This window comes from Amycolatopsis sp. ATCC 39116, from assembly GCF_000231075.2.
GTDB classification, from domain to species: Bacteria; Actinomycetota; Actinomycetes; order Mycobacteriales; family Pseudonocardiaceae; genus Amycolatopsis_E; species Amycolatopsis_E tucumanensis.
The window spans coordinates 24,948-49,143 of the sequence record NZ_AFWY03000047.1 but is presented as its reverse complement, the minus strand read 5'-3'; the positions used below and the strand labels follow the sequence as shown (position 1 = coordinate 49,143).

21 protein-coding genes are annotated in these 24,196 nt (G+C 70.6%); 7 read left to right on the top strand and 14 right to left on the bottom strand.

Features of this window, described 5'->3' with window-relative positions; genetic code table 11:
- Window positions 1–3 precede the first annotated feature (3 nt).
- Window positions 4–195, top strand: a complete 192-nt coding sequence (locus tag AMY39116_RS0332655) for a ferredoxin (RefSeq protein WP_020421812.1) — start codon at window positions 4–6, stop codon at window positions 193–195.
- On the opposite strand, the gene AMY39116_RS0332650 is transcribed toward AMY39116_RS0332655, so the two are convergent.
- Genes AMY39116_RS0332650 through AMY39116_RS0332635 form a run of 4 tightly spaced genes read right to left on the bottom strand, consistent with a single transcriptional unit; the run spans window position 196 to window position 4,286 of the window.
- Window positions 196–1,011, bottom strand: coding sequence for a carbohydrate ABC transporter permease (locus tag AMY39116_RS0332650; RefSeq protein ID WP_027936423.1), 816 nt, complete (start codon window positions 1,009–1,011; stop codon window positions 196–198). It lies immediately after the preceding gene.
- Between the two features lie 5 nt (window positions 1,012–1,016).
- The gene (locus AMY39116_RS0332645; protein WP_020421810.1) at window positions 1,017–1,952 is read right to left on the bottom strand and encodes a carbohydrate ABC transporter permease; all 936 of its coding nucleotides are present in this window, start codon (window positions 1,950–1,952) and stop codon (window positions 1,017–1,019) included.
- Window positions 1,949–3,289: a sugar ABC transporter substrate-binding protein gene (locus AMY39116_RS0332640; RefSeq protein WP_020421809.1), complete on the bottom strand. Its 1,341-nt coding sequence runs from the start codon at window positions 3,287–3,289 to the stop codon at window positions 1,949–1,951. Before AMY39116_RS0332640 ends, AMY39116_RS0332645 begins: the two co-directional genes overlap by 4 nt.
- On the bottom strand, window positions 3,282–4,286 hold the full coding sequence (locus AMY39116_RS0332635; RefSeq protein WP_020421808.1) for a zinc-dependent alcohol dehydrogenase family protein: 1,005 nt from the start codon (window positions 4,284–4,286) through the stop codon (window positions 3,282–3,284). The genes AMY39116_RS0332640 and AMY39116_RS0332635 overlap by 8 nt, the downstream gene beginning before the upstream one ends.
- A gap of 136 nt (window positions 4,287–4,422) precedes the next feature.
- Between AMY39116_RS0332635 and AMY39116_RS0332630 the strand changes: the two genes are divergently transcribed.
- Window positions 4,423–5,364 carry a sugar-binding transcriptional regulator gene (locus tag AMY39116_RS0332630; protein ID WP_020421807.1) on the top strand — a complete coding sequence of 314 codons (942 nt, stop codon included), beginning with the start codon at window positions 4,423–4,425 and terminating at the stop codon, window positions 5,362–5,364.
- A gap of 382 nt (window positions 5,365–5,746) precedes the next feature.
- Here AMY39116_RS0332630 and AMY39116_RS0332625 read toward each other — a convergent pair whose 3' ends face one another.
- A complete protein-coding gene (locus AMY39116_RS0332625) occupies window positions 5,747–7,009 on the bottom strand; it encodes a cytochrome P450 (RefSeq protein WP_027936422.1) in 1,263 nt (420 codons plus the stop codon).
- A 154-nt stretch (window positions 7,010–7,163) separates the two neighbouring features.
- Here AMY39116_RS0332625 and AMY39116_RS0332620 point away from each other — a divergent pair, with 154 nt between their 5' ends.
- Window positions 7,164–8,600 carry a hypothetical protein gene (locus tag AMY39116_RS0332620; RefSeq protein ID WP_027936421.1) on the top strand — a complete coding sequence of 479 codons (1,437 nt, stop codon included), beginning with the start codon at window positions 7,164–7,166 and terminating at the stop codon, window positions 8,598–8,600.
- 277 nt (window positions 8,601–8,877) lie between these two features.
- On the opposite strand, the gene AMY39116_RS0332615 is transcribed toward AMY39116_RS0332620, so the two are convergent.
- The gene (locus AMY39116_RS0332615) at window positions 8,878–11,388 is read right to left on the bottom strand and encodes an RNA helicase (RefSeq protein WP_020421805.1); all 2,511 of its coding nucleotides are present in this window, start codon (window positions 11,386–11,388) and stop codon (window positions 8,878–8,880) included.
- 108 nt (window positions 11,389–11,496) lie between these two features.
- Between AMY39116_RS0332615 and AMY39116_RS0332610 the strand changes: the two genes are divergently transcribed.
- Window positions 11,497–12,756 carry a hypothetical protein gene (locus AMY39116_RS0332610; RefSeq protein WP_020421804.1) on the top strand — a complete coding sequence of 420 codons (1,260 nt, stop codon included), beginning with the start codon at window positions 11,497–11,499 and terminating at the stop codon, window positions 12,754–12,756.
- 4 nt (window positions 12,757–12,760) lie between these two features.
- On the opposite strand, the gene AMY39116_RS0332605 is transcribed toward AMY39116_RS0332610, so the two are convergent.
- Window positions 12,761–13,522 carry an amidohydrolase family protein gene (locus AMY39116_RS0332605; RefSeq protein WP_020421803.1) on the bottom strand — a complete coding sequence of 254 codons (762 nt, stop codon included), beginning with the start codon at window positions 13,520–13,522 and terminating at the stop codon, window positions 12,761–12,763.
- Window positions 13,523–13,589: 67 nt separating this feature from the next.
- On the opposite strand from AMY39116_RS0332605, the gene AMY39116_RS0332600 reads away from it, so the two are divergent.
- Complete coding sequence (locus tag AMY39116_RS0332600) at window positions 13,590–13,952, top strand: MerR family transcriptional regulator (protein WP_020421802.1); 363 nt, start codon at window positions 13,590–13,592, stop codon at window positions 13,950–13,952.
- On the opposite strand, the gene AMY39116_RS0332595 is transcribed toward AMY39116_RS0332600, so the two are convergent.
- A complete protein-coding gene (locus tag AMY39116_RS0332595) occupies window positions 13,918–15,111 on the bottom strand; it encodes an MFS transporter (RefSeq protein WP_162146061.1) in 1,194 nt (397 codons plus the stop codon). The genes AMY39116_RS0332600 and AMY39116_RS0332595 overlap by 35 nt on opposite strands.
- A gap of 77 nt (window positions 15,112–15,188) precedes the next feature.
- Complete coding sequence (locus AMY39116_RS0332590; protein WP_027936420.1) at window positions 15,189–16,289, bottom strand: adenosine deaminase; 1,101 nt, start codon at window positions 16,287–16,289, stop codon at window positions 15,189–15,191.
- 216 nt (window positions 16,290–16,505) lie between these two features.
- Between AMY39116_RS0332590 and AMY39116_RS0332585 the strand changes: the two genes are divergently transcribed.
- Together AMY39116_RS0332585 and AMY39116_RS0332580 are read left to right on the top strand one after the other, a co-directional pair.
- Entirely contained in the window at window positions 16,506–17,654 is a 1,149-nt protein-coding gene (locus AMY39116_RS0332585) for a hypothetical protein (protein ID WP_027936419.1), read from the top strand.
- Window positions 17,655–17,717: 63 nt separating this feature from the next.
- A complete protein-coding gene (locus AMY39116_RS0332580; protein WP_027936418.1) occupies window positions 17,718–18,095 on the top strand; it encodes a VOC family protein in 378 nt (125 codons plus the stop codon).
- Window positions 18,096–18,633: 538 nt separating this feature from the next.
- Here AMY39116_RS0332580 and AMY39116_RS0332575 read toward each other — a convergent pair.
- From AMY39116_RS0332575 to AMY39116_RS0332555, 5 genes are read right to left on the bottom strand one after another with little or no spacing between them, the layout of a single operon-like run.
- Window positions 18,634–19,908, bottom strand: coding sequence for a thymidine phosphorylase (locus tag AMY39116_RS0332575; protein ID WP_020421797.1), 1,275 nt, complete (start codon window positions 19,906–19,908; stop codon window positions 18,634–18,636).
- The gene (locus tag AMY39116_RS0332570) at window positions 19,905–20,294 is read right to left on the bottom strand and encodes a cytidine deaminase (RefSeq protein WP_020421796.1); all 390 of its coding nucleotides are present in this window, start codon (window positions 20,292–20,294) and stop codon (window positions 19,905–19,907) included. Before AMY39116_RS0332570 ends, AMY39116_RS0332575 begins: the two co-directional genes overlap by 4 nt.
- Window positions 20,294–21,562, bottom strand: coding sequence for an ABC transporter permease (locus AMY39116_RS0332565; RefSeq protein ID WP_020421795.1), 1,269 nt, complete (start codon window positions 21,560–21,562; stop codon window positions 20,294–20,296). The genes AMY39116_RS0332570 and AMY39116_RS0332565 overlap by 1 nt, the downstream gene beginning before the upstream one ends.
- Window positions 21,559–22,650 carry an ABC transporter permease gene (locus AMY39116_RS0332560; RefSeq protein WP_020421794.1) on the bottom strand — a complete coding sequence of 364 codons (1,092 nt, stop codon included), beginning with the start codon at window positions 22,648–22,650 and terminating at the stop codon, window positions 21,559–21,561. Before AMY39116_RS0332560 ends, AMY39116_RS0332565 begins: the two co-directional genes overlap by 4 nt.
- The gene (locus AMY39116_RS0332555; RefSeq protein WP_017986772.1) at window positions 22,647–24,179 is read right to left on the bottom strand and encodes an ABC transporter ATP-binding protein; all 1,533 of its coding nucleotides are present in this window, start codon (window positions 24,177–24,179) and stop codon (window positions 22,647–22,649) included. Before AMY39116_RS0332555 ends, AMY39116_RS0332560 begins: the two co-directional genes overlap by 4 nt.
- Between the last annotated feature and the right edge of the window lie 17 nt (window positions 24,180–24,196).

Sequence of the window (24,196 nt, the reverse complement as noted above, 5' to 3'; positions counted from 1 at the left end):
GCCATGCGCATCGTCGCGGACACCGATCTCTGCATCGGCGCGGGCCAGTGCGTGCTGACCGAACCGGAGGTGTTCGACCAGGACGACGACGGCACGGTCGTGGTACTGGTCGAAAACCCCGAGGGCGGGCAGGTGGACAGCGCCCGCGAGGCGGTCAAGCTGTGCCCCGCCATGGCGCTGTCCCTGCAGGAGTAGCTACTTCACCGCGCCCATCGACAGACCGCGGACCAGGTGGTTCTGCGCGATCCACCCGACGATCATCACCGGCAGCGAGGCCAGCAGCGCGGCCGCGGACAGCTGCGCCCAGTACAGGCCCTCGCTGGTGATGAAGCCGACGAGGAACACCGGCACCGTGCCGGCCCGCGCCGCCGTCAGGTTGACCGCGTAGAAGAACTCGGTCCACGAGAAGATGACGCAGATCAACGCGGTCGCCGCGATGCCGGGCGCGACCACGGGCAGGATCACCCGGTACAGCAGTGTCGGGAGGTTCGCCCCGTCGACGCGCCCGGCCTCGATCATCTCGGTGGGCACCTCGAGGAAGAACGAGCGCATCATCCAGATCGCCAGCGGCAGGTTCATCGCCGTGTAGAGGATGACCAGCGCCCACACGTTGTCCAGCAGCTGCGTGCGCTGCGAGATCACGTACAGCGGGATGATCGCGGCCACGACCGGCAGCATCTTCGTGGACAGGAAGAACCCGAGCACGTTGCTGGTCTTGGGCACCGGGGCGAGCGACAGCGCGTACGCCGCCGGGACGCCCAGGAGCAGCACGATCAGCGTGGACAGGATCGTCACGAACGCCGAGTTGCCGAGGTAGGGCAGGAACCCGCGCTCGAAGATGCTGGCGAACTGGTCCAGTGTCGGGGTGAACGCGATCCGCGGCGGATCGGTGTAGGCGTCGGCCTCCTGCTTGAAGGCGGTCAGCACCATCCAGATCAGCGGGAACACGAAGAGGATCGCGACCACCCAGGTGGCGGTGGTCAGTGAGGCGGGACCGAGCCGCCTGCGCAGGGTGCTCACTTCACGACCCCCTTGCTCACGTCGAACGCGCGGAACATCAGGCGCAGCGCGAAGGTCGCGACGATCAGCGTCAGTACCACCACGACGACGCCCATCGCCGAGGACTGGCCGATGTCGAAGCCCTGGAACGCGCGCTGGTAGATGTAGTACGGCAGGTTCGTGCTCGCGGTGCCCGGACCGCCCTGGGTCATCAGGAAGATCGCGTCGAAGCTGTTCACGATGTAGATCGCGCCCAGCAGCACCGACAGCTGCAGGTACCGGGACAGGTGCGGCAGCGTGATCGACGCGAACGTCCGCCACCGGCCCGCGCCGTCGACCTGCGCGGCCTCCAGCACGTCCTTCGGCTGGCTCTGCAGGCCGGCCAGGACCAGCAGCATCATGAACGGCGTCCACTGCCACACGACCTGCGCCATGACCGAGGCGAGCGGGAACTCCGACAGCCAGTCGGTTTCGCCGCCGAAGACGAAGTTGAGCAGCCCGTAGGTCGGGTCGAACATCGTCGTCTTCCACAGCAGCGCGCCCGCCGCGGGCAGGATGAGGAACGGCGTGATCAGCAGCGTCCGCACCACGCCGCGGCCGAGGAACTTGCGGTCCAGCAACAGCGCCAGGCCGAGCCCGAGCAGCAGCGCGACGAACACGCACACCACGGTCAGGACGACCGTGTTGAGCATCGCGCCGCGGAACTGCGAGTCGGCGAACACGTCGGCGTAGTTCTGGAACCCCACGAAGTGCTGCGAGCCGGGCCGCACGAGGTTCCACGACTGGAACGAGTAGACCACCGTCAGGATGAACGGGATCTGGGTCACCACGATGGTGAACAACAGCGCGGGCAGCAGGGGCGCCCGGCGGGCCCAGGCTCCGGTGCCCTTGCGCTTCTCCGGTTTCGCTTCGACTCTCTGTCCACTTGCGACTGTGGGCGCAACGGCGGTCATTTCGTCTCCCGGTAGGAATCGCCGACGGTCTGCGCGTACTCCTGCGACTGCTCGATGGCCTCGTCGACGGTGATCTGACCGGCGATCGCGGCCGAGAGCTCCTGGCTGACCCGGGTGCCCAGGTCCTGGAACTCGGGGATGCCCACGAACTGGATGCCAGGGTAGGGCACCGGCTTCGTCATCACCTTGCGCTGATCGGCCGCGTCGATGCCGTCCAGCGTGGGCTGGGCGTAGGCCTTCGCGGCCTCGGCGTACTCGGGGATCCGGTAGGTGGAGAACCGGCAGCCCGGCGGGACCCGGTTCCAGCCGTAGGTCTTGCCGACGGTCTGCACGAACTCCTTGTTCGTCATCCACTGCAGGAACTTCCAGGCGTCCTGCTTGTTCTTGCCGACCTTCGGGATCGCCAGCGCCCACGTGTAGAGCCAGCCGCTCGCCTCGGTCTTCACCACCGGCGCGGCGACGTAGCCGGACTTGCCGACGACCTTGCTCGACTCCGGGTCCTCGTTCGTCCCGGCCATCACGGTCGCGTCGTACCACATCGCGGCCTGGCCCTGGCCGTAGCGCGTGCCGCACTCGGAGAACCCGGCGCTGGAGGCGCCGACCTCGCCGTGCTCGCGGACCAGGTTCACGTAGAAGTTCGCGGCCTCGCGGAACTCCGGCGTGTCCAGCTTCGCGTTCCAGTCCTGGTCGAACCACTGCGCGCCGAAGGTGTTGGCGACGGTGGTGAACGGCGCGAGGCTTTCGCCCCAGCCGGGCTTGCCGCGCAGGCAGATGCCGGCGACACCGGCTTGCGGGTTGTCCAGCTTCGCGGCGAAGTCGGCGATCTGCTGCCACGTCGGGTGCTCCGGCATGGTCAGCCCGGCCTGCTCGAACAGGTCCTTGCGGTAGGCCAGGAACGACGACTCGCCGTAGAACGGCACCGCGTACATCGAGCCCTGGTAGGACAGCGAGTCGCGGATGCTCGGGATGAAGTCGGCCGGGTCGTAGCCGGGGCTGGCGTCGATGTAGGGCTGCAGGTTCTCCAGCCAGCCGTTGGCCGCCCACTGCGGGGTCTCGTAGTTGCTGATCATCACCGCGTCGAACTCGCCGCCCTGGGTCGCGGTCGAGGCGGTGATCTTCGCGCGCGCCTGGTTCTCCGGCAGCGACACGAACTTGAGCTTGACGCCCGGGTTCGCCGCCTCGAACTCGTGCGACAGCGAAATGGCGTCGTTCATCTGCGGGTTCGCCACGATCGCGATGACCAGGGTGTTGCCGCCCGCGCCGAGCGCGCCGGCGCCCGCGCAGCCGGTCAGGGTCAGCAGCGCGGTGACCGCGAGGAGTGCCAGCCGCTTACGCATCCGTGGCCCCCGGCAGCACCTGCACCTTCAGACCCGCACCACTGCGCATCAGGTCCAGCGCGTCCGGGAACCGCTCCAGCGGCAACGCGTCGGTCAGCAGGGCTTTCGTGTCGATCGCGCCGGAGGCCACCAGGTCCAGCGCGGCGCCGTAGGAGTGCAGAACAGCCATCGATCCCACCACCGTGATCTCGTCGTTGTAGATCCGGAACGGCGAAAGCGCGACACGTGCCTCCGCCGGGGCGACGCCGAAGACGAGCAGACGCCCGCCGCGGCGCAGCGCGTCGAACGCGGCCTCGATCGCCGGGGCCGCACCGGTGCAGTCCGCCGCCGCGTCGAACCGCTCACCGTCCAGTTCGGACACATCGGTGGCGACGGCGTGCGCACCGAGGTCCTTCGCCCGCGGCAGGCGGGACGCGTTGCGGTCGACGACCGTGACGCGCGCGCCGGCCCGCTGCAGGAGCATCTGCATGACCAGGCCCATCGTCCCGGCGCCGACGACCAGGAAGTGCTCGCCCGCCTCGACCCCGATGCGCCGGACGCCGTGCACCGCGCAGGACACCGGCTCGACGAGGGCGCCCTCCTGCCAGGACAGGTGGTCGGGCAGGCGGTAGCAGGTGCTCGCCGGGACTGCGACGTACTCGGCGAAGGCGCCGTTGACGGTGTCGCCGGTGGCGCCCCAGTTCTCGCAGAGGTTGCCGTGGCCGGCGCGGCACGGGTCGCAGTAGCCGCAGAACAGGGACGGGTCGACGGCCACGCGGTCGCCGACCTGCCAGCCGCCGGGGACGTTCTCGCCGATCTCGACGATCTCGCCGGCGAACTCGTGGCCGGGGACGATCGGGTAGGGCGTCGGGGGGAAGTGGCCGTCGGCGATGTGCAGGTCCGTGCCGCAGATGCCGCACGCGCCGACCTTGATCACGACGTCGCGCTCCCCCGGCGTGGGATCGGGAACCTCGCCGACCCTGATGGAACCCGGCTGATCGACGATGGCGGCCCGCATGCCGTCTCACCTCTTCCTGCGCTCATCTGAGCGCCTCACGACTTTGTGGTCACATGTCTGGTCATGCATTAGAGGGGTTTTGGTGGTTTCTCGTCAACGGAGCTGGCGCTATAGTGCTCAGATGAGCGAGACTGGCATGCTGGACGGGCTCACCGCGACGCTGGTGGCGCACCGGTTCTACGTGCTGGGGCATTCCAAGATCGAAATCGCCGCCGACTTCGGGATCAGCAGGTTCAAGGTGGCGCGGCTGATCGACGCGGCGTTGTCGCAGGGCCTGGTGCGAGTGGAGTTCGCTCCCCCGGCGCCGGTCGACGTGCGGCTGTCCGACGAGCTGCGGTCCGCGTATGGGCTGCGGCAGGCGTTCGTGCTCAATCGAGCGGCGAGCACGGGGCCGCGTCCGCAGGTGCGGCGGCAGATCGGGGCGTTCGCGGCGCAGCTGCTGTCGGAGACGGTCACCGAGGACGACGTGGTCGGGTTGTCGTGGGCGCGGTCGGTGAACGCGATGGCGGCGGCGGTGCGGCGGCTGCCGAAGTGCCCGATCGTGCAGTTGTGCGGGGTGCAGGCCGGGATGGACATGCGGGACCGGTCGGTGGAGACGGTGCGGCACGTGGCGGAGGTGTCAGGCGGGGACGCGTACCCGATCTACGGGCCGCTGGTGCTGCCGGACCGCCGGACGACGGAGATCCTGCGGCGGCAGCCGGGGATCGCGGAGACGTTCGCGCAGTTCCCGCGCCTGACGAAGGCCGTGGTGAGCATCGGCGCGTGGCTGCCCGGCGAGTCGACGGTGTACGACGCGGTGTCCCCGGCCGAACGCGAGGCGATCACCGCGCGGGGCGCTCGCGCGGAGGTCGCGGCGCGGCTGTTCGACGGCGAGGGGAAGCCGCTGTCGACGGGGCTGGCGCACCACGTGCTGGCGATCGACACGGCGGAGCTGCTGAAGGTGCCCGAGGTGATCGCCCTCGGCTACACGGCGCCGAAAGCGGAGGCCATCGACGCCGTGCTGCGGTCGGGGTTGGTGTCGACGCTGATCACGGACACGCCTGCCGCGGAAGGCGCGCTACGCCTCCGCCAGGGCTGACCGGCTACTTCACCCACTCTGGGGTGCCGGGTCCGCCACGCCCGGGCACTGTGTTGGCCGGCACCATGGCGGCTACTCGCGGCACCGCGTTGCCGTTCCATGCCCGGTCTGGACCGCTCCCGGCGGCGTCTTGGCACTCCCGGCGCCGCGCCGGCCCTGCGCCGTGGTGGGCATTCCCGACAGCGTGTTGCCCTTCCGCGCGGAGATTTCACCGACTACGGCGCCCAGTTGTCACGGCCGGCTTCGCTCCCGGCACTGATCAAGCCGCCGGCGGGGGCCGCACGTGTCGGCCATCCCGGCCGTGTTCGCCCCTCCGGGCAGCGAGTTGGCGCTCCCCCGGCATGTTCGCCACTCGCGGCGGCGAATCTGCCTCGCAGGACCGCTACTTCACCCGCACCGGCAGCGTGTCCACGCCGTAGACGATCGACGTCCGCCGGTAGCTCAACTGCTCCAGCTCGACGTCCAGCCGCAGGTCCGGGAAGCGCCGCACCAGCGCCGGGTACGCGGCACGCAGCTCCATGCGCGCCAGCTCCGCCCCGATGCACCGGTGCGCGCCCCAGCCGAAGGCCAGGTGCTGCGTCGCCGGGCGGGCGGGGTCGAAGGACTCCATGCCGTCGCCGAGGGCGGCGTCCCGGTTGGCCCCGCTCAGCGACACGAACACGATGTCGCCCTTGGCGATCTCCTGCCCGCCGACCGTGACGTCCTCGCGCGCGAACCGCGGGAACGCCACCTGCACCACCGTCAGGTACCGCAACAGCTCCTCGACGAAATCACGCGCGGCGTCGTCGGAGTCGCGCACCAGTTCGAACGCCCGCCGGTCGCGCAGCAGCACGATCGCGCCCAGCGCCAGCATGCTCGCCGTCGTCTCCAGGCCGCCGGTCAGCACACCGTCGGCGAGACCGGCCAGCTCCTGGTCGGAGATGTTGTCGCCGTGCTCCTTGACCAGCATGCCGAGCAGACCGTCACCGGGCTCGACGCGCTGCTTCTTCACGATTTCGAGCAAATAGGACAGTGACTCCGAGATCGCCCCGAACGAGGCGCCCGCACCGGCGAACAGGTCGAACCGGACCGTGCTCAGCCGCTGGAAGTCGTCACGGTCCTCATAGGAGACGCCGAGCAGTTCGCAGATCGTCAGCGACGGGATCGGCAGCGCGAACGACTGCATCAGGTCGACGGTGCCGCCGTCCTTCTCCATCGCGTCCAGCTGCTCGGCGATGATCTCGTCGATGCGCGGCGTGAGGCGGTTCAGCCGCCGCATCGTGAACTCCGGCGTCAGCATCTTGCGCAGGCGCGTGTGGTCCGGCGGGTCCGCGAACCCGAGCCCGCCGGGGTTCTGCTCGGCGGAAAGCCCCGCCTTGCCGACGAGGTTGGTGTAGTCGTTGCTGAACTTGTCCGTGGCGGCGAGCACTTCCTTCGCCTCGCCGTACCCGGTGACCAGCCACGCGGTGATGCCGAAGGGCAGCGGCAACTTGCTGACCGGCGCCTCCGCCCTGGTGGCGCCCAGTTCGGGCACGGGGTCCAGGCCGTCACGGCGCAACGGCATGAGCGCGGAATCAGGCAGGACCGAGAGGTCGAAGCCCTTTTTCTGCGCTCTGGCGAGGTAACGGCGGCCCACCCAGGAAACCACACGTGCGCGAAGCCCCATGGCCGCAGATTACACGCGGAGTCCGACGATTCCGGCGTCGCAAGAGAAGTCACTCGCGCAGGTGGTGCAGGTCACCCACTAGGTCGGTGTCTGGTCTGGACCCGGGTGGGGCGGGTACATCGTGGCGTCACGACAACCAGGGGAGTGAGCCGTAATGCCTGACAGGGCCCGCCTCGGGACGGTCGCCGCCGCGGTGTGCGTCCTCCTGCCGTTCGGCCCGGCGGTGGCGAACGCCGCGCCGGCCGAAACCGTGCTCGCGCAGGAGCAGCTCAGGAACATGCCGCAGGGGCTGTGGGGGCTGCTGGGGTTGCTGGGACTGTTCGGCCTCGTGGGGCTGGCCCGCCGCGGGCCGAAGCGCAACGCCAAGAACCCGCTGGCCGGCTACTCCGGCGAGGACGAGGTGGCCCAGGGACGTCACCAGGCGCCCGCGCCGCGCGGTGGGTCGCCGATGGACATCCTGCCCGGGCAGAACCCGCAGGTCGAGCGCCCACCGGCGGTCGCGATGGACGCGGCGGGTCAGCGGCCGGAGGCAGCCGCGCCGATGCCCGACCCGCGCCGGCCGGTGAGCAAGACGCCGGCCGACGTGCCGATGCCGTCGTACATGTCCTCGCCGTATTCCGCGGAGAGCCAGCCGGCGCACAGCTCGGCGGGAGCGGCTTACGGTTCCGCCGAGATGCCCGGCGGGGCTCAGTACGGCGATGGCAGGTCGGCGATGTTCGCCTCCGGTGACATGCCCGCCGCGGCTCAGTCCAGCTACGCCTCCGGGGAGATGCCCGCCGCGGCGCAGACCGGCGATGGCAGGTCGGCGGCGTTCGCCTCCGGGGAGATGCCCGCCGCGGCGCACTCCGCCGATGGCAGGTCGACGGCGTTCGCCTCCGGCGAGATGCCCTCCGGAGCGCAATCCGGTTACGCCTCTGGCGACAGCAGGTCGACGGCGTTCGCCTCCGGCGAGATGCCCGCCGCGGCGCAATCCGGCTACGCCTCCGGCGACAGCAGGTCAGCGGCGTTCGCCTCCGGCGAGATGCCCTCCGGAGCACAGCCCGGCTACGCCTCCGGTGACAGCAGGCCGGCGGCCGTCACCTCTGGGGAGATGCCCGCCGAGGCGCAGCCCAGCTACGCCTCGGGCGAGATGGCCTCCGGCGAGAGCAGGCCGGTGCCGTCCGGCTACGCGGCCGCGGATGGGACCCGGCCGGCCTACGGCTCCGCGGACGTCCAGCCCGCAGGCCAATCACCCGCCTCCGGGGAGATGCCCTCGGCGGCACAGGCGTGGGCGAGCACGGACACGCCGTCCGGGGCGCAGCCCGCCCCCGAGATCCCGTCCCCGGCGCAGCCCTACGCGCCCGGGCGGCAGCCCGCGTACGCCGCCGCGGAGGCGCAGGTCGCCTCGCCGATGGACGTCGCGCCCACGGCCCCGACGCCGGCGCTGTACCGCCGCAACCCGGAGCCGTTCCCGCAGACCGACCAGGACCCGCCGCCGCAACAGCCCGCGGTCCCGCAGCAGCAGGGCACTTTCGCCGGCCTGCCGCGCTACCCGGAAACCGCCGCCCCCGAGCCCGGCCCGCCCGACACCGGCCCCCGGCACCGGCGTTGAGGAATGGCTCCTGGCCGCGGCCTACCGCGGCCAGGAGCCACCGGACCTACCGGCGGTAGCGCCCCGGATGGAAGTCCGGGTAGCTCCGCAGCAAGCTGGGCAAGACCGCCAGCCACGCGCCGCACATCCCGGCCGCGCGGCGGCAACACCTCCGCCGCACGCCGGACAGCACCACCATCCACGCGCTGGACACCCCAGCCGCACGCCGGACACCACCCCCAACCGCGCGCGGGACAGCACCGCCAGCCGCGCCGGTCCACGTCAGCCGCGAGGGGCCTCAGCCTCCGAGTTGGTCCACCGCCGTCACGCGGACCACCGCTGCGCCGGCCTCGTCGGAGGCTGCCAGGTCCACCTCGGCGCTGATGCCCCAGTCGTGGTCGCCCGCGGGGTCGTCGAAGATCTGCCTCACCCGCCAGACCTCGGGCTCCTTCTCGATGATCAGCATCGCCGGGCCGCGCGCGTCCGCCCCGGTTTCGATCCGGTCGTGCTGCTCGTAGTAGGCCTCGAGCGCGGCTTCCCACTCGATGTCGTTCCAGCCGGACGCCGCGTCCAGCTCCCCCAGCTCCGCGTACGACCGCCGGGCGGCCAACTCGACGCGCCGGAACATCTGGTTGCGCACCAGCACCCGGAACGCCCGCTCGTTGCCCGTGACCGGCGGCGGCTTCTCCGGCAGGCGCTCCGCGGGCACCGGCTCCTCCCCCGGGTGCCGCAGCGCCTCCCACTCGTCCAGCAGGCTCGAGTCGACCTGGCGCACCATCTCGCCGAGCCACGCGATCAGGTCCTCCAGCGGCTCGGTCTTCGCCTCGTCCGGCACCGTGCGCCGCAGCGCGTCGTAGGTGTCCGCCAGGTACCGCAGCACCAGGCCCTCCGACCGCGCGAGCGAATAGAAGTTGATGTACTCGACGAAGTTCATCGCCCGCTCGTACATGTCCCGCACGACCGACTTCGGCTTCAGCTCGTAGTCGGCGACCCACGGGTGCCCGCGCCGGTACGTCTCGTACGCCGCCTCCAGCAGCTCCTCCAGCGGCTTCGGGTACGTCACCTCGTCGAGCAGCGCCATCCGCTCCTCGTACTCGACGCCCTCCGCCTTCAACGCCGCGACCGCCTCGCCGCGCGCCTTGAACTGCTGCTGCGACAGCACCGGCCGCGGGTTCTCCACTGTGGACTCGATCACCGACACCACGTCCAGCGCGTACGTCGGCGACTCGGTGTCCAGCAGCTCGATCGCGGCCAGCGCGAACGGCGACAGCGGCTGGTTCAGGGCGAAGTCGAGCTGCAGGTCCATCGTCAGCCGCACGATCCGGCCCGTCGAATCCGGTTCGGACAACCGCTCGACGACGCCCGCGGCCACCAGCGCGCGGTAGATCGCGATCGCCCGGCGGATGTGCTTGCGCTGCGACGGCCGGTCCTCGTGGTTGTCCTCCAGCAGGTGCCGCATGTGCTCGAACGCGTTGCCCGGCCGCGAGATCACGTTCAGCAGCATCGCGTGGCTCACCTGGAAACTCGACGTCAGCGGCTCGGGCGGCGACGAGATCAGCCGCTCGAACGTGCTCTCCGTCCAGTTGACGAACCCCTCGGGCGCGCTCTTGCGGACGATCTTGCGCTTCTTCTTCGGGTCGTCTCCCGCCTTCTGCAGCGCCTTCGCGTTCTCGATCACGTGGTCCGGCGCCTGCACGACCACGTACCCGTCGGTGTCGTACCCGGCCCGGCCCGCGCGCCCGGCGATCTGGTGGAACTCGCGTGCCTTGAGGTGCCGCTGGCGCACCCCGTCGTACTTGGTCAGCGCCGAGAACACCACCGTGCGGATCGGCACGTTGATGCCGACGCCGAGCGTGTCCGTCCCGCAGATCACCTTCAGCAGCCCGGCCTGCGCGAGCTGCTCGACCAGCCGCCGGTACTTGGGCAGCATGCCGGCGTGGTGCACGCCGATGCCGTGCCGCACCAGCCGCGACAGCGTCTTGCCGAACCCGGCGGAGAACCGGAAGTCCCCGATGGCCTCGGCGAGCGCGTCCTTCTCGGCGCGGGTGGTGACGTTGATGCTCATCAGGGCCTGCGCCCGCTCGATCGCGGCGGCCTGCGAGAAGTGCACGACGTAGACCGGGGCCTGCCCGCCGGTGAGCAGTTCGGTCATCGTCTCGTGCAGCGGGGTGAGCGCGTACCGGTAGGTCAGCGGCACCGGCCGCTGCGCCGACGTGACCACCGCGGTGGTGCGCCCGGTGCGGCGGGTCAGGTCCTTCTCGAAGAAGGTGACGTCACCGAGAGTGGCCGACATCAGCACGAACTGCGCGTTCGGCAGCTCCAGCAGCGGCACCTGCCACGCCCAGCCGCGGTCCGGCTCGCTGTAGAAGTGGAACTCGTCGGCCACGACCTGGCCGACCGGGGCGTCGGCACCGAACCGCAACGCGATGTTCGCGAGGATTTCCGCCGTGCAGCAGATGATCGGGGCATCCGGGTTCACGGCGGAGTCGCCGGTCATCATCCCGACGTTGTCGGCGCCGAAGATCTCGATGAGCTGGAAGAACTTCTCCGAGACCAGCGCCTTGATGGGCGCGGTGTAGTAGCTGCGCAGGCCGTGGGCCATCGCGGTGAAGTGCGCACCCACCGCGACCAGGCTCTTTCCCGAGCCGGTCGGGGTGGACAGGATCAGGTTGGCGCCGGAGACGACCTCGATCAGCGCCTCTTCCTGCGCCGGGTACAGCTCGAGTCCGCGTTCGGCCGTCCAGGCCGAAAACGTCTCGAACAGCGTGTCGGGATCGGGATCCGCTGGTAGGAGGTCTGAGAGGCTCATCGTGGGTACCATCGTGCCACCCGCGGCCGGAGAGCAGATGGGGCCCATCGCGGCCGGTCCCGTCAAGCCGTAGGCTTCCCACACACAGGTGTAATCCGGAGGGCTTTCATGGCACAGGACATCGTCCCGATCGAACTCGGGCTGCCGCAGGGGGACCTGGTGACCCTCTGGGCCCCGCGCTGGCGGGAGGACGGCGAGGAGTGGGAGGCCTTCCTCGGTGACGAGGAGGATCTGTACGCCTTCCCCGACGCCGCGCACCTGGCCGCGTTCGTCCGCACCGCCGAGCAGCACGACCTGATCGACCACCCGGCGTGGAACGCGGTCCCGGCGCTGAACGTGCCGGAGCTGATCCCCGACGACGACCACTCCTACGACCTGGTCGGCGTGCCCGAGCTGGTCGCCGAGGACCCGGACTCGTGGACGATCAGCGAGCTGGCCGAGATCGTCGGCATCGTGCGCTCGCTGGCCGACGTGTGCGAGCTCGACGAGGTCCACGAGGTGCTGGACGCCACCGAGGGCTTCTCGCTGCTGGAGCAGGGCAGGCTGCCGTTCACCGGCCGCGAGGGCGAGCGCCTGTGGAACGACCTGTCCGAGGCCGTGTCCGAGAAGTGGGACACCGTGCTCGACGCGATCGACGGCCTGGTCAAGGTGCCGGACGTGGACGCCGGTGTGCTCGAGCAGACCGCCGAGGAGCTGGCCACCTTCCTGGAGGAGTCGGCCGAGGCCGAGGTCGAGTCCGAGCAGGCCGACGAGGACCTCGACACGGTCGAGAGCACCGACGCCGACGACGAGGAAGAAGAGGACGTCCCGGTCGGTTTCTGGGGCGAGGTCGGCATCGACCCGATCAAGATCATCACCGCCGGCGACGAGTACTACTCGCTGCGGTGCTACCTGGACGACGAGCCGATCTTCCTGGGCAGCGACGGCCGGATCGACGTGTTCAAGTCGGAGAAGGCGCTCGCGCGGGCGCTGGCCGACTCCGCCGCGTTCGCCGACTCCGACCTGGCCGAGGTGTCCACTTGGGACGAGGTGCTCGCCAAGGCCACCGCGGGTGAGCTGGAGGTCGAGGTCGACACCGAGAACACCTACGTGCTGGCCGGCCTGGACGAGGACCTGGCCGAAGGCCCGGACGCGATCGACCCGACGCAGCTGGACCTGGCGGTCGAGCTGCTCACCGACGCCGCGGACTGGGCGGGCGACGACACGGTGGCCGCCGCACTGTCCACTTCGGAGAGCCTGGGGTGGCTGGTGTCGTTCGTGCTGAAGCCGGACCCGGGCCGGCTCGCGCCGAGCGCGCCGTTCGACACCGAGCAGAGCGAGTGGCGCAAGCTGGTGGAGGCCTTCGAGAACCGGCTGCGGGTGCACTGACCCGTCACGGACCGAGCAGGCGCGCCGCGTTCCCACCGAGGACCGCGGCGCGCACTGTTTTCGACGGCGTGACGCGCTCGACCAGCGCGCGGGCCAGCGCCGGGTCGCCGTAGGGCGCGTCCGAGCCGAACAGCGTCCGGTCCGGCACCTCCGCGATCGCCAGCCGCACGGAGAACACCAGGCTCGCCGTCGACAGCTCGAGCCAGAGGTTCGGCGTCTCGCGGACGAGCTCGATCGCGTCGGTCCAATGCCGGCCGCCGAGCTGGCTGATCACCAGCGGCGTCCGCGGGTACTTCCGAGCGAGCGCGCCGATGGTCGCCAGGTCGGCGGCGGTGGTCGGGGCTGCGCCGTGGACCACCACCGGCAGGTCGCCGGCCGCGCGCAGCACCGGTTCGAGCAGATGGGCGCCGCCGGGCGGCGGGGTCAGCTCGCCGATGCCGCGCCACTTCCGGCCTGCCTCCTCGACCGCGGCCGCCACCTCCGCCCCGGGCCGCGTCAGGTCCACCGAGCCGAAACCGACGAACCGGTCCGGGTGCGCGGCGACCGCGTCGTCGAGTTCGCACAGGGCCGCGGCCAGGCCTTCGCCGCTGCCGGCCAGGCTCTGCGACAGGACGGCCATCTCCCCCTTCAGCTCGTCCAGCGTCGTCGCGCGTTCGGGGTGCGGACGGGTCGCGAACAAGATCGCTTTGTCGACACCGGCTTCGTCGAGCAGGGCGAGGTGCTTCTCGACCGGATTGTGGACGTGGCTGTGGGCGTCGATGATCAAGGTCTTCCTCCGGGAATCGTGGTACTCCCGGCAGTGTTGATCCCTGACATGGTGGGAAGGTCAAGTGATGCTGATCGGTGAGCTCGCCAGGCGCACCGGGACGACCGAGCGGCTCCTGCGGTACTACGAGCGCGTGGGGTTGCTGACCGCTCAGCGCCGCGACAACGGGTACCGCGAGTACGACCCCGGCGCGGTCGAGCGCGTCCGGCAGATCCGCGAACTGCTCACCGTCGGCCTGCCCACCCGGGAGATCCGCCGCATCATCGACTGCGCCCACCCGGACGGCACGCTGGACGCCTGCCCCGGCGTCCTCGACACCCTGCGCGCCCGGCTCACCGAGCTGGACGCCCGCGCCGCGGAACTGACCGCCGCGCGGGCCGCGCTCCGCCAGGCGATCACGACGACCGAGTCTCGGCTCGGACCGGCGTGAGGCCGATCGCCAGCACCGGGAACACCGCGGCGACGCAGAACGCCAGCGCGTAGCGGGAGTCGCCGATCACCAGGCCCAGCAGGGGTGGCGTGAGGGACGCCGCGATGTTCTGCGCCGTGTTCTGGGTTCCCATCGCGCGCCCCGCCCAGTCGATCCCGGCCAGCTCCGCCGACGCGGTGAACCCGAGCCCGTTGTCCGCCACCGTGATCACCGCGGCCAGGACCAGCGCGAACAACACCACCCACATCCAGCTCACGTCGCCGACGGCGACCAGCAGCATGACGGCCGCGCTCGCCACCGCCAGCTGCCGCATCGGGCGCAAGCGGCTGCCCACCCGGTCCGACCAGTACCCCGACACCAGACGGCCGACCGCGCCCAGTACCTGCACCGCCGCCAGGAACCACCCCGCCGCCAGCGCGCTCCAGCCGTGCGCCGACACCAGGTACACCGGCGCGAACGCGGACACCGCGAACTGCGGCACCACCAGCAGCGCGCTCGCCCCGTGCAGCCGCCACAGCGTCGGCGTCCGGTACGGCGACGCCGGCTTCGGCGCGTCCGGCTTCTTCTCCGGCCGCGGCGGGTCGATCACCAGCCACGCCACCAGCGCGGCGACCACCAGCCCGAACACCGCCGGGAACAGCACCGCGGACTGGAAGCCCCAGTGCCGCGCCAGCGGCGGCAGGGCCAACGCGGCCACGCCGACGCCGAGCGGCTGCGCGGTCTGCCGCACCCCCATCGCGGTGCCCCGCTCGTCCGGGCCGAACCAGCCCATCACCGCGCGCCCGCTGGCCGCGTTGACCGACGCGGTCAGCGCCCCGGCGAGCAGGAACAACGCGAACAGCACCCCGGTCGACGGCGTCACCAGCGAGGTGACCAGCAGCAGCGCCGACGACGTGCCGAGACCGATCGCCATGACCAGGCGCTCGCCGTAGCGGTCGGCCGCCGCGCCCCAGGCGATCAGCGTGAACAGCAGGCCGATGCTGGGCGCGGCGACGATCGTGCCCGCCTCCGCGAGCGTCAGCCCGGCCGCGCGCATCTCCGGCACCAGGAACGGGATGCCGTAGAGGAACGAGCAGCTCGCGGTCTGGGCCGCGAGGCCGAGCGCGAGGATGCCCCACCGGCGCCTACTCCTCGTGTCCAGCCCCGCTGCCCGGCTCATCGCGACCATCCCAAGATGTGAGAACTTGTTCTTACATCTTGGACTTTACTTGCCGACGCTAACGATCACAAGAGCTTTCAGACCAACTCGGCGTAGCCCGGTTTGATCACGTTGTTGATCAGGTCGAGCCGTTGATCGAAATCGAGGAACGCCGACTTCATCGCGTTGATCGTGAACCACTGGAAGTCGGACCACCCGTAGCCGAACGCGTCGGCGAGTGCGGCGAACTCGCTCGACATCGAGCAGCCGCTCATGAGCCGGTTGTCGGTGTTGACGGTCACCCGGAAGCGCAAGTCCGCGAGTAACCCGATCGGATGGTCGGCGATCGACGCGGCGGCGCCGGTCTGCACGTTGGAGGACGGGCAGATCTCCAGCGGGATGCGGCGGTCGCGGACGTAGCTCGCCAGCCGGCCGAGGTGGACCGTGCCGTCCGGATCGCGTTTGATGTCGTCCACGATCCGCACACCGTGCCCGAGTCGTTCGGCGCCACAATGCTGAATCGCCTCCCAAATGGAAGCGAGTCCGAACGCCTCACCGGCGTGAATGGTGAAATGCGCGTTATTGGTGCGCAGATATTCGAATGCGTCGAGGTTGCGGGTGGGCGGGAATCCGGCCTCGGGTCCCGCGATGTCGAACCCGGCCACTCCGGAGTCCCGGTAACGCACCGCGATCTCGGCGATCTCAGCCGCCCGGGCGTGCTGACGCATCGCACACAGCAAAGTACCCATTCGGATGACTTTTCCCTGCTGAGCGGCTCGACGCTCACCCTCCGCAAACCCCGCCTGGACGGCCTCGACGACCGCGTCCAGCGACAGGCCGCGCTCGACGAACAACTCCGGCGCGTAGCGCACCTCGGCGTAGACGACGCCGTCGTCGGCGAGGTCCTCCACGCACTCCGCGGCCACCCTGACCAGCGCTTCCTCGGTCTGCATCACGCCGCAGGTGTGGGCGAAGGTCTCCAGGTAGGACTCCAGGGAGCCGGAGTCGGCGGCGTCGCGGAACCAGCGGCTCAGCTCGGCCACGTCCGTCGTGGGCAGATCGCGGTACCCGAGGGCGTCGGCCAGTTCGATCACGGTCGCAGGACGGAGTCCTCCGTCGAGGTGATCATGGAGCAGTACCTTGGGCGCCCGCCGGATGTTTTCCATGGTCAGGGGCGCTCTGGTGGCGTTGTCGGACATGCTCCGACGGTACCCCCGCGGCGGTCACCTACATGGACGCGCGCGGTCGCGACTCTCAGCCTCCACTCAAGCTTCAGACCGCCGCCCGGCGGCTCGCATTCGGCCGGTCGGGGTGACCACGACGTTCCCGCCTTTACGGGGGCGATACCCAGAGCAATTCCGCAATGGTTAAGCTTCGCCCACGTCCCTCTTTCCCCGCCGACGAAGGACACCGAAGTGACCACTGATAACCACATTGGAGCTCCGTCCTTCGACCGGATGCGCAACATGCTGGTGCGCGCGGCCGAAGTCCGCGAGAGCGAGCAGCAGCAGATCTTCGACGCGCTCGACGACATCTACGCGCGGCTCGCTCCGGTCGACTCGCTGGGCGCCGTGCGCAAGCGGCTGTCGGAGCTGCCCGACCGCACCGAGGTCGGCGTGCTCGCCGAGCGCCTGGACGAGGCCATGTCGCGCCTGGAGGCGCAGGACAACGCGCTGGCGGACCTGGCGCGCGCGGTGGAGAGCATCGTCGACAAGCTGGCGAAGCCGTTCGCCCAGCTCGACGGCCGTCTCGACGGTGTGGCCGCCCGCTTCGAGGGTGTCGCGGGCCGGATGGACGGGCTCGAGGACAAGCTGGAGAACATCCACCGCCGCCTCGACGACCTGAACGGGCACCTGGACAAGCAGGACGCGAAGCTCGACGCGCTGCCGCAGGCCGTGCACGGGCCGGTGAAGGAGCGCATCGAGATGGCCGAGTCCATCCTGCGCGACCGGGTCGACTCGGGCATGAGCGAGCTGCGCGAGCGGGTGGACAACGGCGTCGGCGAGCTGCGTGAGCGCGTCGAGAACGGCCTGTCCGACCTGCGCGGCCGCGTGGACGAGGCGGACAACCAGCACCGCGAGCGCGTCGAGGCGGCCACGCAGGCCCTGCGCGGCGCGATCGACGAGACCGGCGAGATGCTGGACCCGACGGAGCGGCTGGAAGCGCTGTCCGCCCGGCTGGAGCAGATCACCGGGCGCCTGGACGACCTGGCCGGCCGGATCGACAAGGTCGACGAGGGTGTGGCCGCGCAGTTCGGCGACCTCGGCGGCGCGGTCAAGAGCGGCTTCTCGCGGGTCGAGGGCACGCTGTCCAGCCGCCCGGACACCGAGTCGGTGGGTTCCCTGGTGCGCCGCAGCAACGAGGAGTCGGAGCGGCGCATCGGCGGCCAGCTCGACGAGGCGATGGCGACGTTCGCGGAGCTGATGCTGGGTGGCGGCCCGTCGGTGCCGCAGATCGCCCCGCCGCCGCCCGCGCAGCGCCAGCCGCGCCGGGCCCGCAACGGCCGGGCGCCGAAGAACGCCGACGTGAAGCCCAAGTCCGAGGGCGACGACACCGAAGCCTGAGTTCTCGTGGATCGGCCCCGGGCGTGCCATGCCCGGGGCCTTTTCCGTGTCTAGGCTCGGGGCATGTTGCGGTTGGGAATCCCGGTGCTCGGTGTCGACGACCTCGCTCGGGCGGAGGCGTTCTGGACGGAGGCGCTCGGCCTGCGCGTGACGAGCGAGTGGGAGAACCCGAACTGGCGCACCCTCAGCGACGACGATGGTCCGGTGCTGGGGCTGATGCGCAGCGAGACCCCGGTGCAGCGCCACCCGCGGATCCACCTGGACCTGTTCGTGGAGTCGGCGGACGAGCAGGCCGCCGAGGTGGCCCGGTTGGTTGGCTTGGGGGCGGTGCAGGTGGACTGGGATCTGTATCCGGAGGACCCGGACTTCGTGGTGCTGGCCGACCCCGAGGGAAACGTGTTCTGCATCGTGGACCTGGGCCACGCAGCCGCGGAGACCTGAGGCGGCTCTGGGGGTGTTCGAACCGAAAGCCGGCAACGAAAGCAAGCCGACTACCCCAACCAGACCTCCCCCGCCCCCGATCCACAGCCGATCTTTAGTCGCCGACCAGCCGTGTCAAGGCACGCTTTCCCGCCTTGACACGGCTGCTCGGCGACTGAAACACACTCAAGGAGAGGGGGCGGGGGTGGTCGAAAGGTGACCGTCCGGCGCCGTGAGGCGCTTTTTCCGCCCGCAGGGCGGACTCCCCGCCGGGCGAAGGCGCGGCTTTAAAGATCAAAAGAGTCCTCGCCGGACGGGCAGGCTCCGGGATGACCAGGGGTTGGGTGCCTCGTCCCACCTCATGCAGTGGGCCGCTGGGTGGTCATCCCGTCGCCTTCCGGTTTGTGCATATCACCTTGAGCCAGGGCCGCAAGGTTGGCATGGTCGGCCGCCGGTTGGCGGCCTGGGTTGCGGCCCTGGCTCAAGGTGATCGTTGCGTGTCAGGCGACGGGATGACCACCCGGCTCGGGTTTTGTTCAAAGCCCTGGCTTCGCGCCGCTCAGTCGGTGCGGTGCAGGATCAGGTTGCCCGGTTCCGGGGGTGTGTCAGTGATCTGGACAGCCTCGCTCAACGCCTCCAGTGCGGCCGGCACCGCATCCGGAGTGTCGGTGTGCAGCTCCAGCAACGGCTCCCCCGCCACCACCCGATCACCGGGCTTGGCCAGGCACACGACGCCGGCCGCGTGCTGCACCGGGTCCTCCTTGCGCGCCCGGCCGGCACCCAGCCGCCAGGCAGCCACCCCGACGGCGTACGCGTCCAAAGCGGACAGATAACCCGACGACGGCGCAGCGAACACCGTGACGTGCCCCGGTTGCGGCAACGGCGCAGCAGGATCACCACCCTGAGCCGTGATCATCCGGCACCACGTCTCGTACGCCTCGCCCGAGGCCAGCACCCGAGCCGGGTCCACCGAGATGTCCGCGAGCGCCAGCATCTCCCGCGCCAGGGCCACGGTCAGCTCGACCACGTCCGCCGGTCCGCCGCCCTGCAGCACCTCGACGGCCTCGGCGACCTCCACCGCGTTCCCCACGGCGGACCCGAGCGGCGTGTTCATGTCCGTCAGCAAAGCGGTCGTCGCCACGCCGTGCGCCGAGCCGATCTCGACCAGCGTCCTGGCCAGCTCCAGCGCCTGCTCACGCGACTTCATGAACGCCCCGGACCCCGTCTTCACGTCCAGGACCAGGCCTGCCGAGCCCTCCGCGATCTTCTTGCTCATGATCGAGCTGGCGATCAACGGCACCGACTCGACCGTGCCCGTCACGTCCCGCAGCGCGTACAGCTTCCGGTCCGCCGGGGCCAACCCGGAGGTCGCCGCGCAGATCACCGCGCCTACCGAGTTCAGTTGCGCCGTGATCTCGTCGACCGACAGCGCGGCCCGCCAGCCGGGGATCGACTCCAGCTTGTCCAGCGTCCCGCCGGTGTGGCCGAGGCCGCGGCCGGAGAGCTGGGGCACCGCCGCGCCGCACGTGGCGACCAGCGGGGCCAGCGGCAAGGTGATCTTGTCGCCGACCCCGCCGGTCGAGTGCTTGTCCACCGTCGGCCGGTCCACGCGCAGCGACAGCCGGGTTCCCGAGTCGATCATCGCGCCGGTCCAGGTCGCCGTCTCCCGCGCGTCCATCCCGCGCAGGAACACCGCCATCGCCAGCGCGGCCATCTGCTCCTCGGCCACCTCGCCACGCGTGTAGGCGTCCACGACCCAGCGGATCTGCTCGTCGCTCAGCGCGCCGCCGTCCCGCTTGGCCCGGATGACGTCGACCGCCGCAAACGCTTTCACGGCAGGTCCGCGGGACCGAACGCGTCCGGCAGCACCGAGGTCATCGGCAGGACCCCGGACGGGGTGTCCACCAGGCACGAACCGCCGCCCAGCTCGAACAGGATCTGCCTGCACCGGCCGCACGGCATCAGCAGATCACCGCTGCCGGACCGGCACGCCACCGCCACCAGGCGACCACCGCCGCTCAACCGCAACTGCCCGGCCATGGTGCACTCCGCGCACAACCCGAGCCCGTAGGAAGCGTTTTCCACGTTGCAGCCGACGACCACCCGGCCGTCGTCCACGAGCCCGGCCACGCCGACGTGCAGGCCCGAGTAGGGCGCGTACGCGCTCTTCGCCGCCTCGACGGCTTGAGCGCGCAACGCCTCCCAGTCGATCTCGCTCACTAGTCCCCCTCGCCACGCCGGTACCGGGCACCGCCGGCCTTCGGCGGCCGCAGCCGTTGCGACGCCACCGCCAGCACGATCAACGTCACCACGTGCGCGGTGTACGGGGTCAGCTCGCTCGGCAGCGTGTCGTTCGACCAGTAGATCCAGTACAGGACACCGGCGCCGACCACGCCGAGCGCGGCCGCGATCCACTGGCGGCGGATCAGCTGCACCACGACGATCACGAACAGCAGCAGCACCACGCCGTACAGCAGCGCGAGCACCGCCCGGCCACCGCCGGAGAGCTGCAGACCGTCCGCGTACCCGAACAGCGCCGCGCCGCCGAGCAGGCCACCCGGCCGCCAGTTGCCGAAGATCATCGCGGCCAGACCGATGTACCCGCGGCCGTTCGTCTGGTTCTCCAGGTAACCGCCGCCGCCCTGCAGCAGCACCAGCGACGCGCCGCCCATACCGGCCAGGCCACCGGAGACCAGCACGCCCAGGTACTTGTGCGCGTACACGTTGATGCCCAGCGACTCGGCCGCCACCGGGTTCTCCCCGCACGACCGCAGCCGCAGCCCGAGCCGCGTCCGCCACAGCACCAGGTAGCTCACCGGCACCAGCAGGATCGCGATCATCGTCAGCGGCGCCACCCCGGTGACGAGCCCGTTGAGCAGGCCGGCCGCGTCCGAGATGAACACCCGCTGCTGGTCCTCCAGGTCGGTGAGCCAGTTCGACAGGAACGTCGCCGAGTAGGTGTCGAACGTCGGCACCGTCGGCGACTGCCGCGGGTTGCCGGACAACGGCTCGAAGATCAGCGTCGCCAGGTACTTGGCGACGCCGAGCCCGAGCAGGTTGATCGCGACACCGGAGACGATGTGGTTGACGTTGAACGTCACCGTCGCGATCGCGTGCAGCAGGCCGCCGAGCGCGCCGAACACGATCGCCGCGCCGAGGCCGGCCCACGGGCCGCCGTAGTAGGCGCCCCACGCCGCACCCCAGGTGCCGAGGATCATCATGCCCTCGAGCCCGATGTTGACCACGCCGCCGCGCTCGGACCACAGACCGCCGAGCGCGCACAGCAGGATCGGCAGCGCGAGCCGCAGCGCGGTCTGCGCGGTGTTCGTCGAGGTCAGCGTGTTGACCCCGGTCAGGTACGACGCGGTGGACAGCACCGCGACGATCCCGATCGCCCAGATGATCCCCCGCGCCCAGCCGGGGATCCGGCGCTTGCGCGGAGCGGGCGGCACGGTCAGCGGCGCCGCGGTTTCCGTCGCGAGACTCACACCGCACCCCCTTCACTCACCGAAGCGGGACGCCCGCCCGACAGCGCGCGGCCGACGCGGCGCTGCGCGGCGGCCAGGTCGGCCCGCTTCACGATCTCGTACGCCACGACGACCGACAGCACGATCGCGCCCTGCATGATCGTCGCGATCTCCTTCGGCACGTCGACCTGTTCCAGCGACACCGCCGACTTGTCCAGGAACGCCCACAGCAGCGCGCCGAGCGCGATGCCGCCGGGGTGGTTGCGGCCCAGCAGCGCGACCGCGATGCCGGTGAAGCCGTAGCCCTGGGTGGAGGTGATGGCGTAGGTGAAGTCGCGGCCGACCAGCTCGGGGACGGCGACCAGGCCGGCCACCGCGCCGGACAGCAGCATCGCGATCAACGTCATCTTCTTCGCGTTGACGCCACCCGCGGCCGCCGCCGTGGTCGACTCGCCGCTGGCCCGCAGCTCAAAGCCGAACCGGGTGCGGTTGAGCATGAACCAGTAGGCGAACCCGATGACCGCGGCGATGATCACGAACCCGAACAGCTCGCCGCCGCCGATCGGGATGTTCGGCACCCGGCCGGACGGGGCGATCTCCTCGGTCTTGAGGTTGTTCCCGGTCAGCACGCCGAACTGGTCAGGGTTGATCAGGAACGCCACGATGCCGCCGACGATCGCGTTGAGCATGATCGTCGAGATGACCTCGCTGACGCCGCGGGTCACCTTGAGGATCGCCGGCACCGCCGCGTAGATCGCGCCGGCCAGCGCCGCGACTCCGATGATGAAGACGACGTGGATCACCGGCGGCAGCACGAACGCCCCGCCGACGATCGCGGCGACGACGGCCGCGAAGCGGTACTGGCCCTCGACACCGATGTTGAACAGGTTCATCTGAAAGCCGATGGCCACCGCGAGCCCGGACAGGTAGTAGACCGTCGCCAGGTTCACCGTGTCCACGGCGGTGGTGCCCTTGAACAGCTGACCGATCATGGTGCCGTAGGCCTGCAGCGGATCGGCTCCGGAGATCAGCAGTGCGATCGAGCAGATCAGCACCGAGAAGACGATCGCCAGCAGGGGCGGCAGCACCTTGGTGCGCCAGGAGGTCACGCGGCTTCCTCCGCTCCGGTCATGGCAGAGCCCAGTTCCTGAGGTGTGACGGTGGCCGGGTCGGCCTCGCTCACCAGACGTCCGCGCAGCATGACGCGGATGGTGTCGGACAGGCCGATCAGCTCGTCGAGGTCGGCCGAGATCAGCAGCACCGCGAGGCCGTCGTGCCGGGCCTGGCGGATCTGCTCCCAGATCAGCGCCTGCGCGCCGACGTCGACGCCGCGGGTCGGGTGCGAGGCGATCAGCAGCACCGGGTTGCCGGACAGCTCGCGGCCGACCACCAGCTTCTGCTGGTTGCCGCCGGACAGGGCCGCCGCGGGCACCTCGATGCCGGGCGTGCGGACGTCGTACTCGGCGACGATCCGCTCGGTGTCCTTGCGGGCGCCGGGGATGTCGAGCAGCTGGCCCTTGGAGACCGGCCGCCGGGTCTGGTAGCCGAGGATCCGGTTGGCCCACAACGGTTGCGTCAGCAGCAGGCCGTGCCGGGTGCGGTCCTCGGGCACGTAGCCGATGCCGGCCTCCCGCCGGGCGAGCGTGCCGAGCCCGGTCAGGTCGCGTGCCGTGCCGTCGGCGTCGACCAGCTCGATCGACCCGCCGCTGGCCTTGCGCATGCCCATGATCGTCTCGACCAGTTCGGTCTGGCCGTTGCCCTCGACACCGGCGATGCCGAGCACCTCGCCCGCGTGCACGGTGAAGGTGATGTCGTCGAGCACCGCGCGCTCGGAGCCTTCGACGGTCAGCCGCAAGCCGGACACGCGCAGCACGTCCCGGTCGGTGACCGTCGACTCGCGGGTCTCCGGGCTGGGCAGCTCGGACCCGACCATCATCTCCGCCAGCTCGCGCGAAGAGATCTTCTTCGGGTCGGCGGTGCCGACGGTGGTGCCGCGCCGGATCACGGTGACCGTGTCGGCGATCGCGCGGACCTCGTCGAGCTTGTGCGAGATGAAGATGAAGGTGAAGCCCTGCGCCTGCATGCCGCGCACCGTCTCGAACAGCGCGTCGACCTCCTGCGGCACGAGCACCGCGGTCGGCTCGTCGAGGATGACGATCCGCGCGCCGCGGTAGAGCACCTTCATGATCTCCACGCGCTGCCGGTCGGCGACGCCCAGCGTCTCGACCAGCGCGTCCAGCGGCGCGGACAGCCCGACCTGCTTCTCCAGCTCGGCCAGCTTCGCGCGCGCCGCGCGGCCGATGCCGTGCAGGTTCTCCGCGCCGAGCAGGACGTTCTCCCGCACGGTCAGGTTGTCGGCGAGCATGAAGTGCTGGTGCACCATGCCGATGCCGGCGCGGATCGCGTCCTGCGGGTTGCGCAGCCGGATCTGCTCGCCGTTGATCGCGATGGTGCCCTCGTCCGGCGGCTGCATGCCGTAGAGGATCTTCATCAGGGTGGACTTGCCGGCCCCGTTCTCGCCGCAGATGGCGTGGACCTCGCCCGACGCCACCGTCAGGTTGACGTCGGAGTTGGCGACCACGCCGGGAAAGCGCTTCGTGATGCCGCGCAGCTCGACGGCCGGTGGAGAGTTGGTCATGAGACCCCCGGAAACGG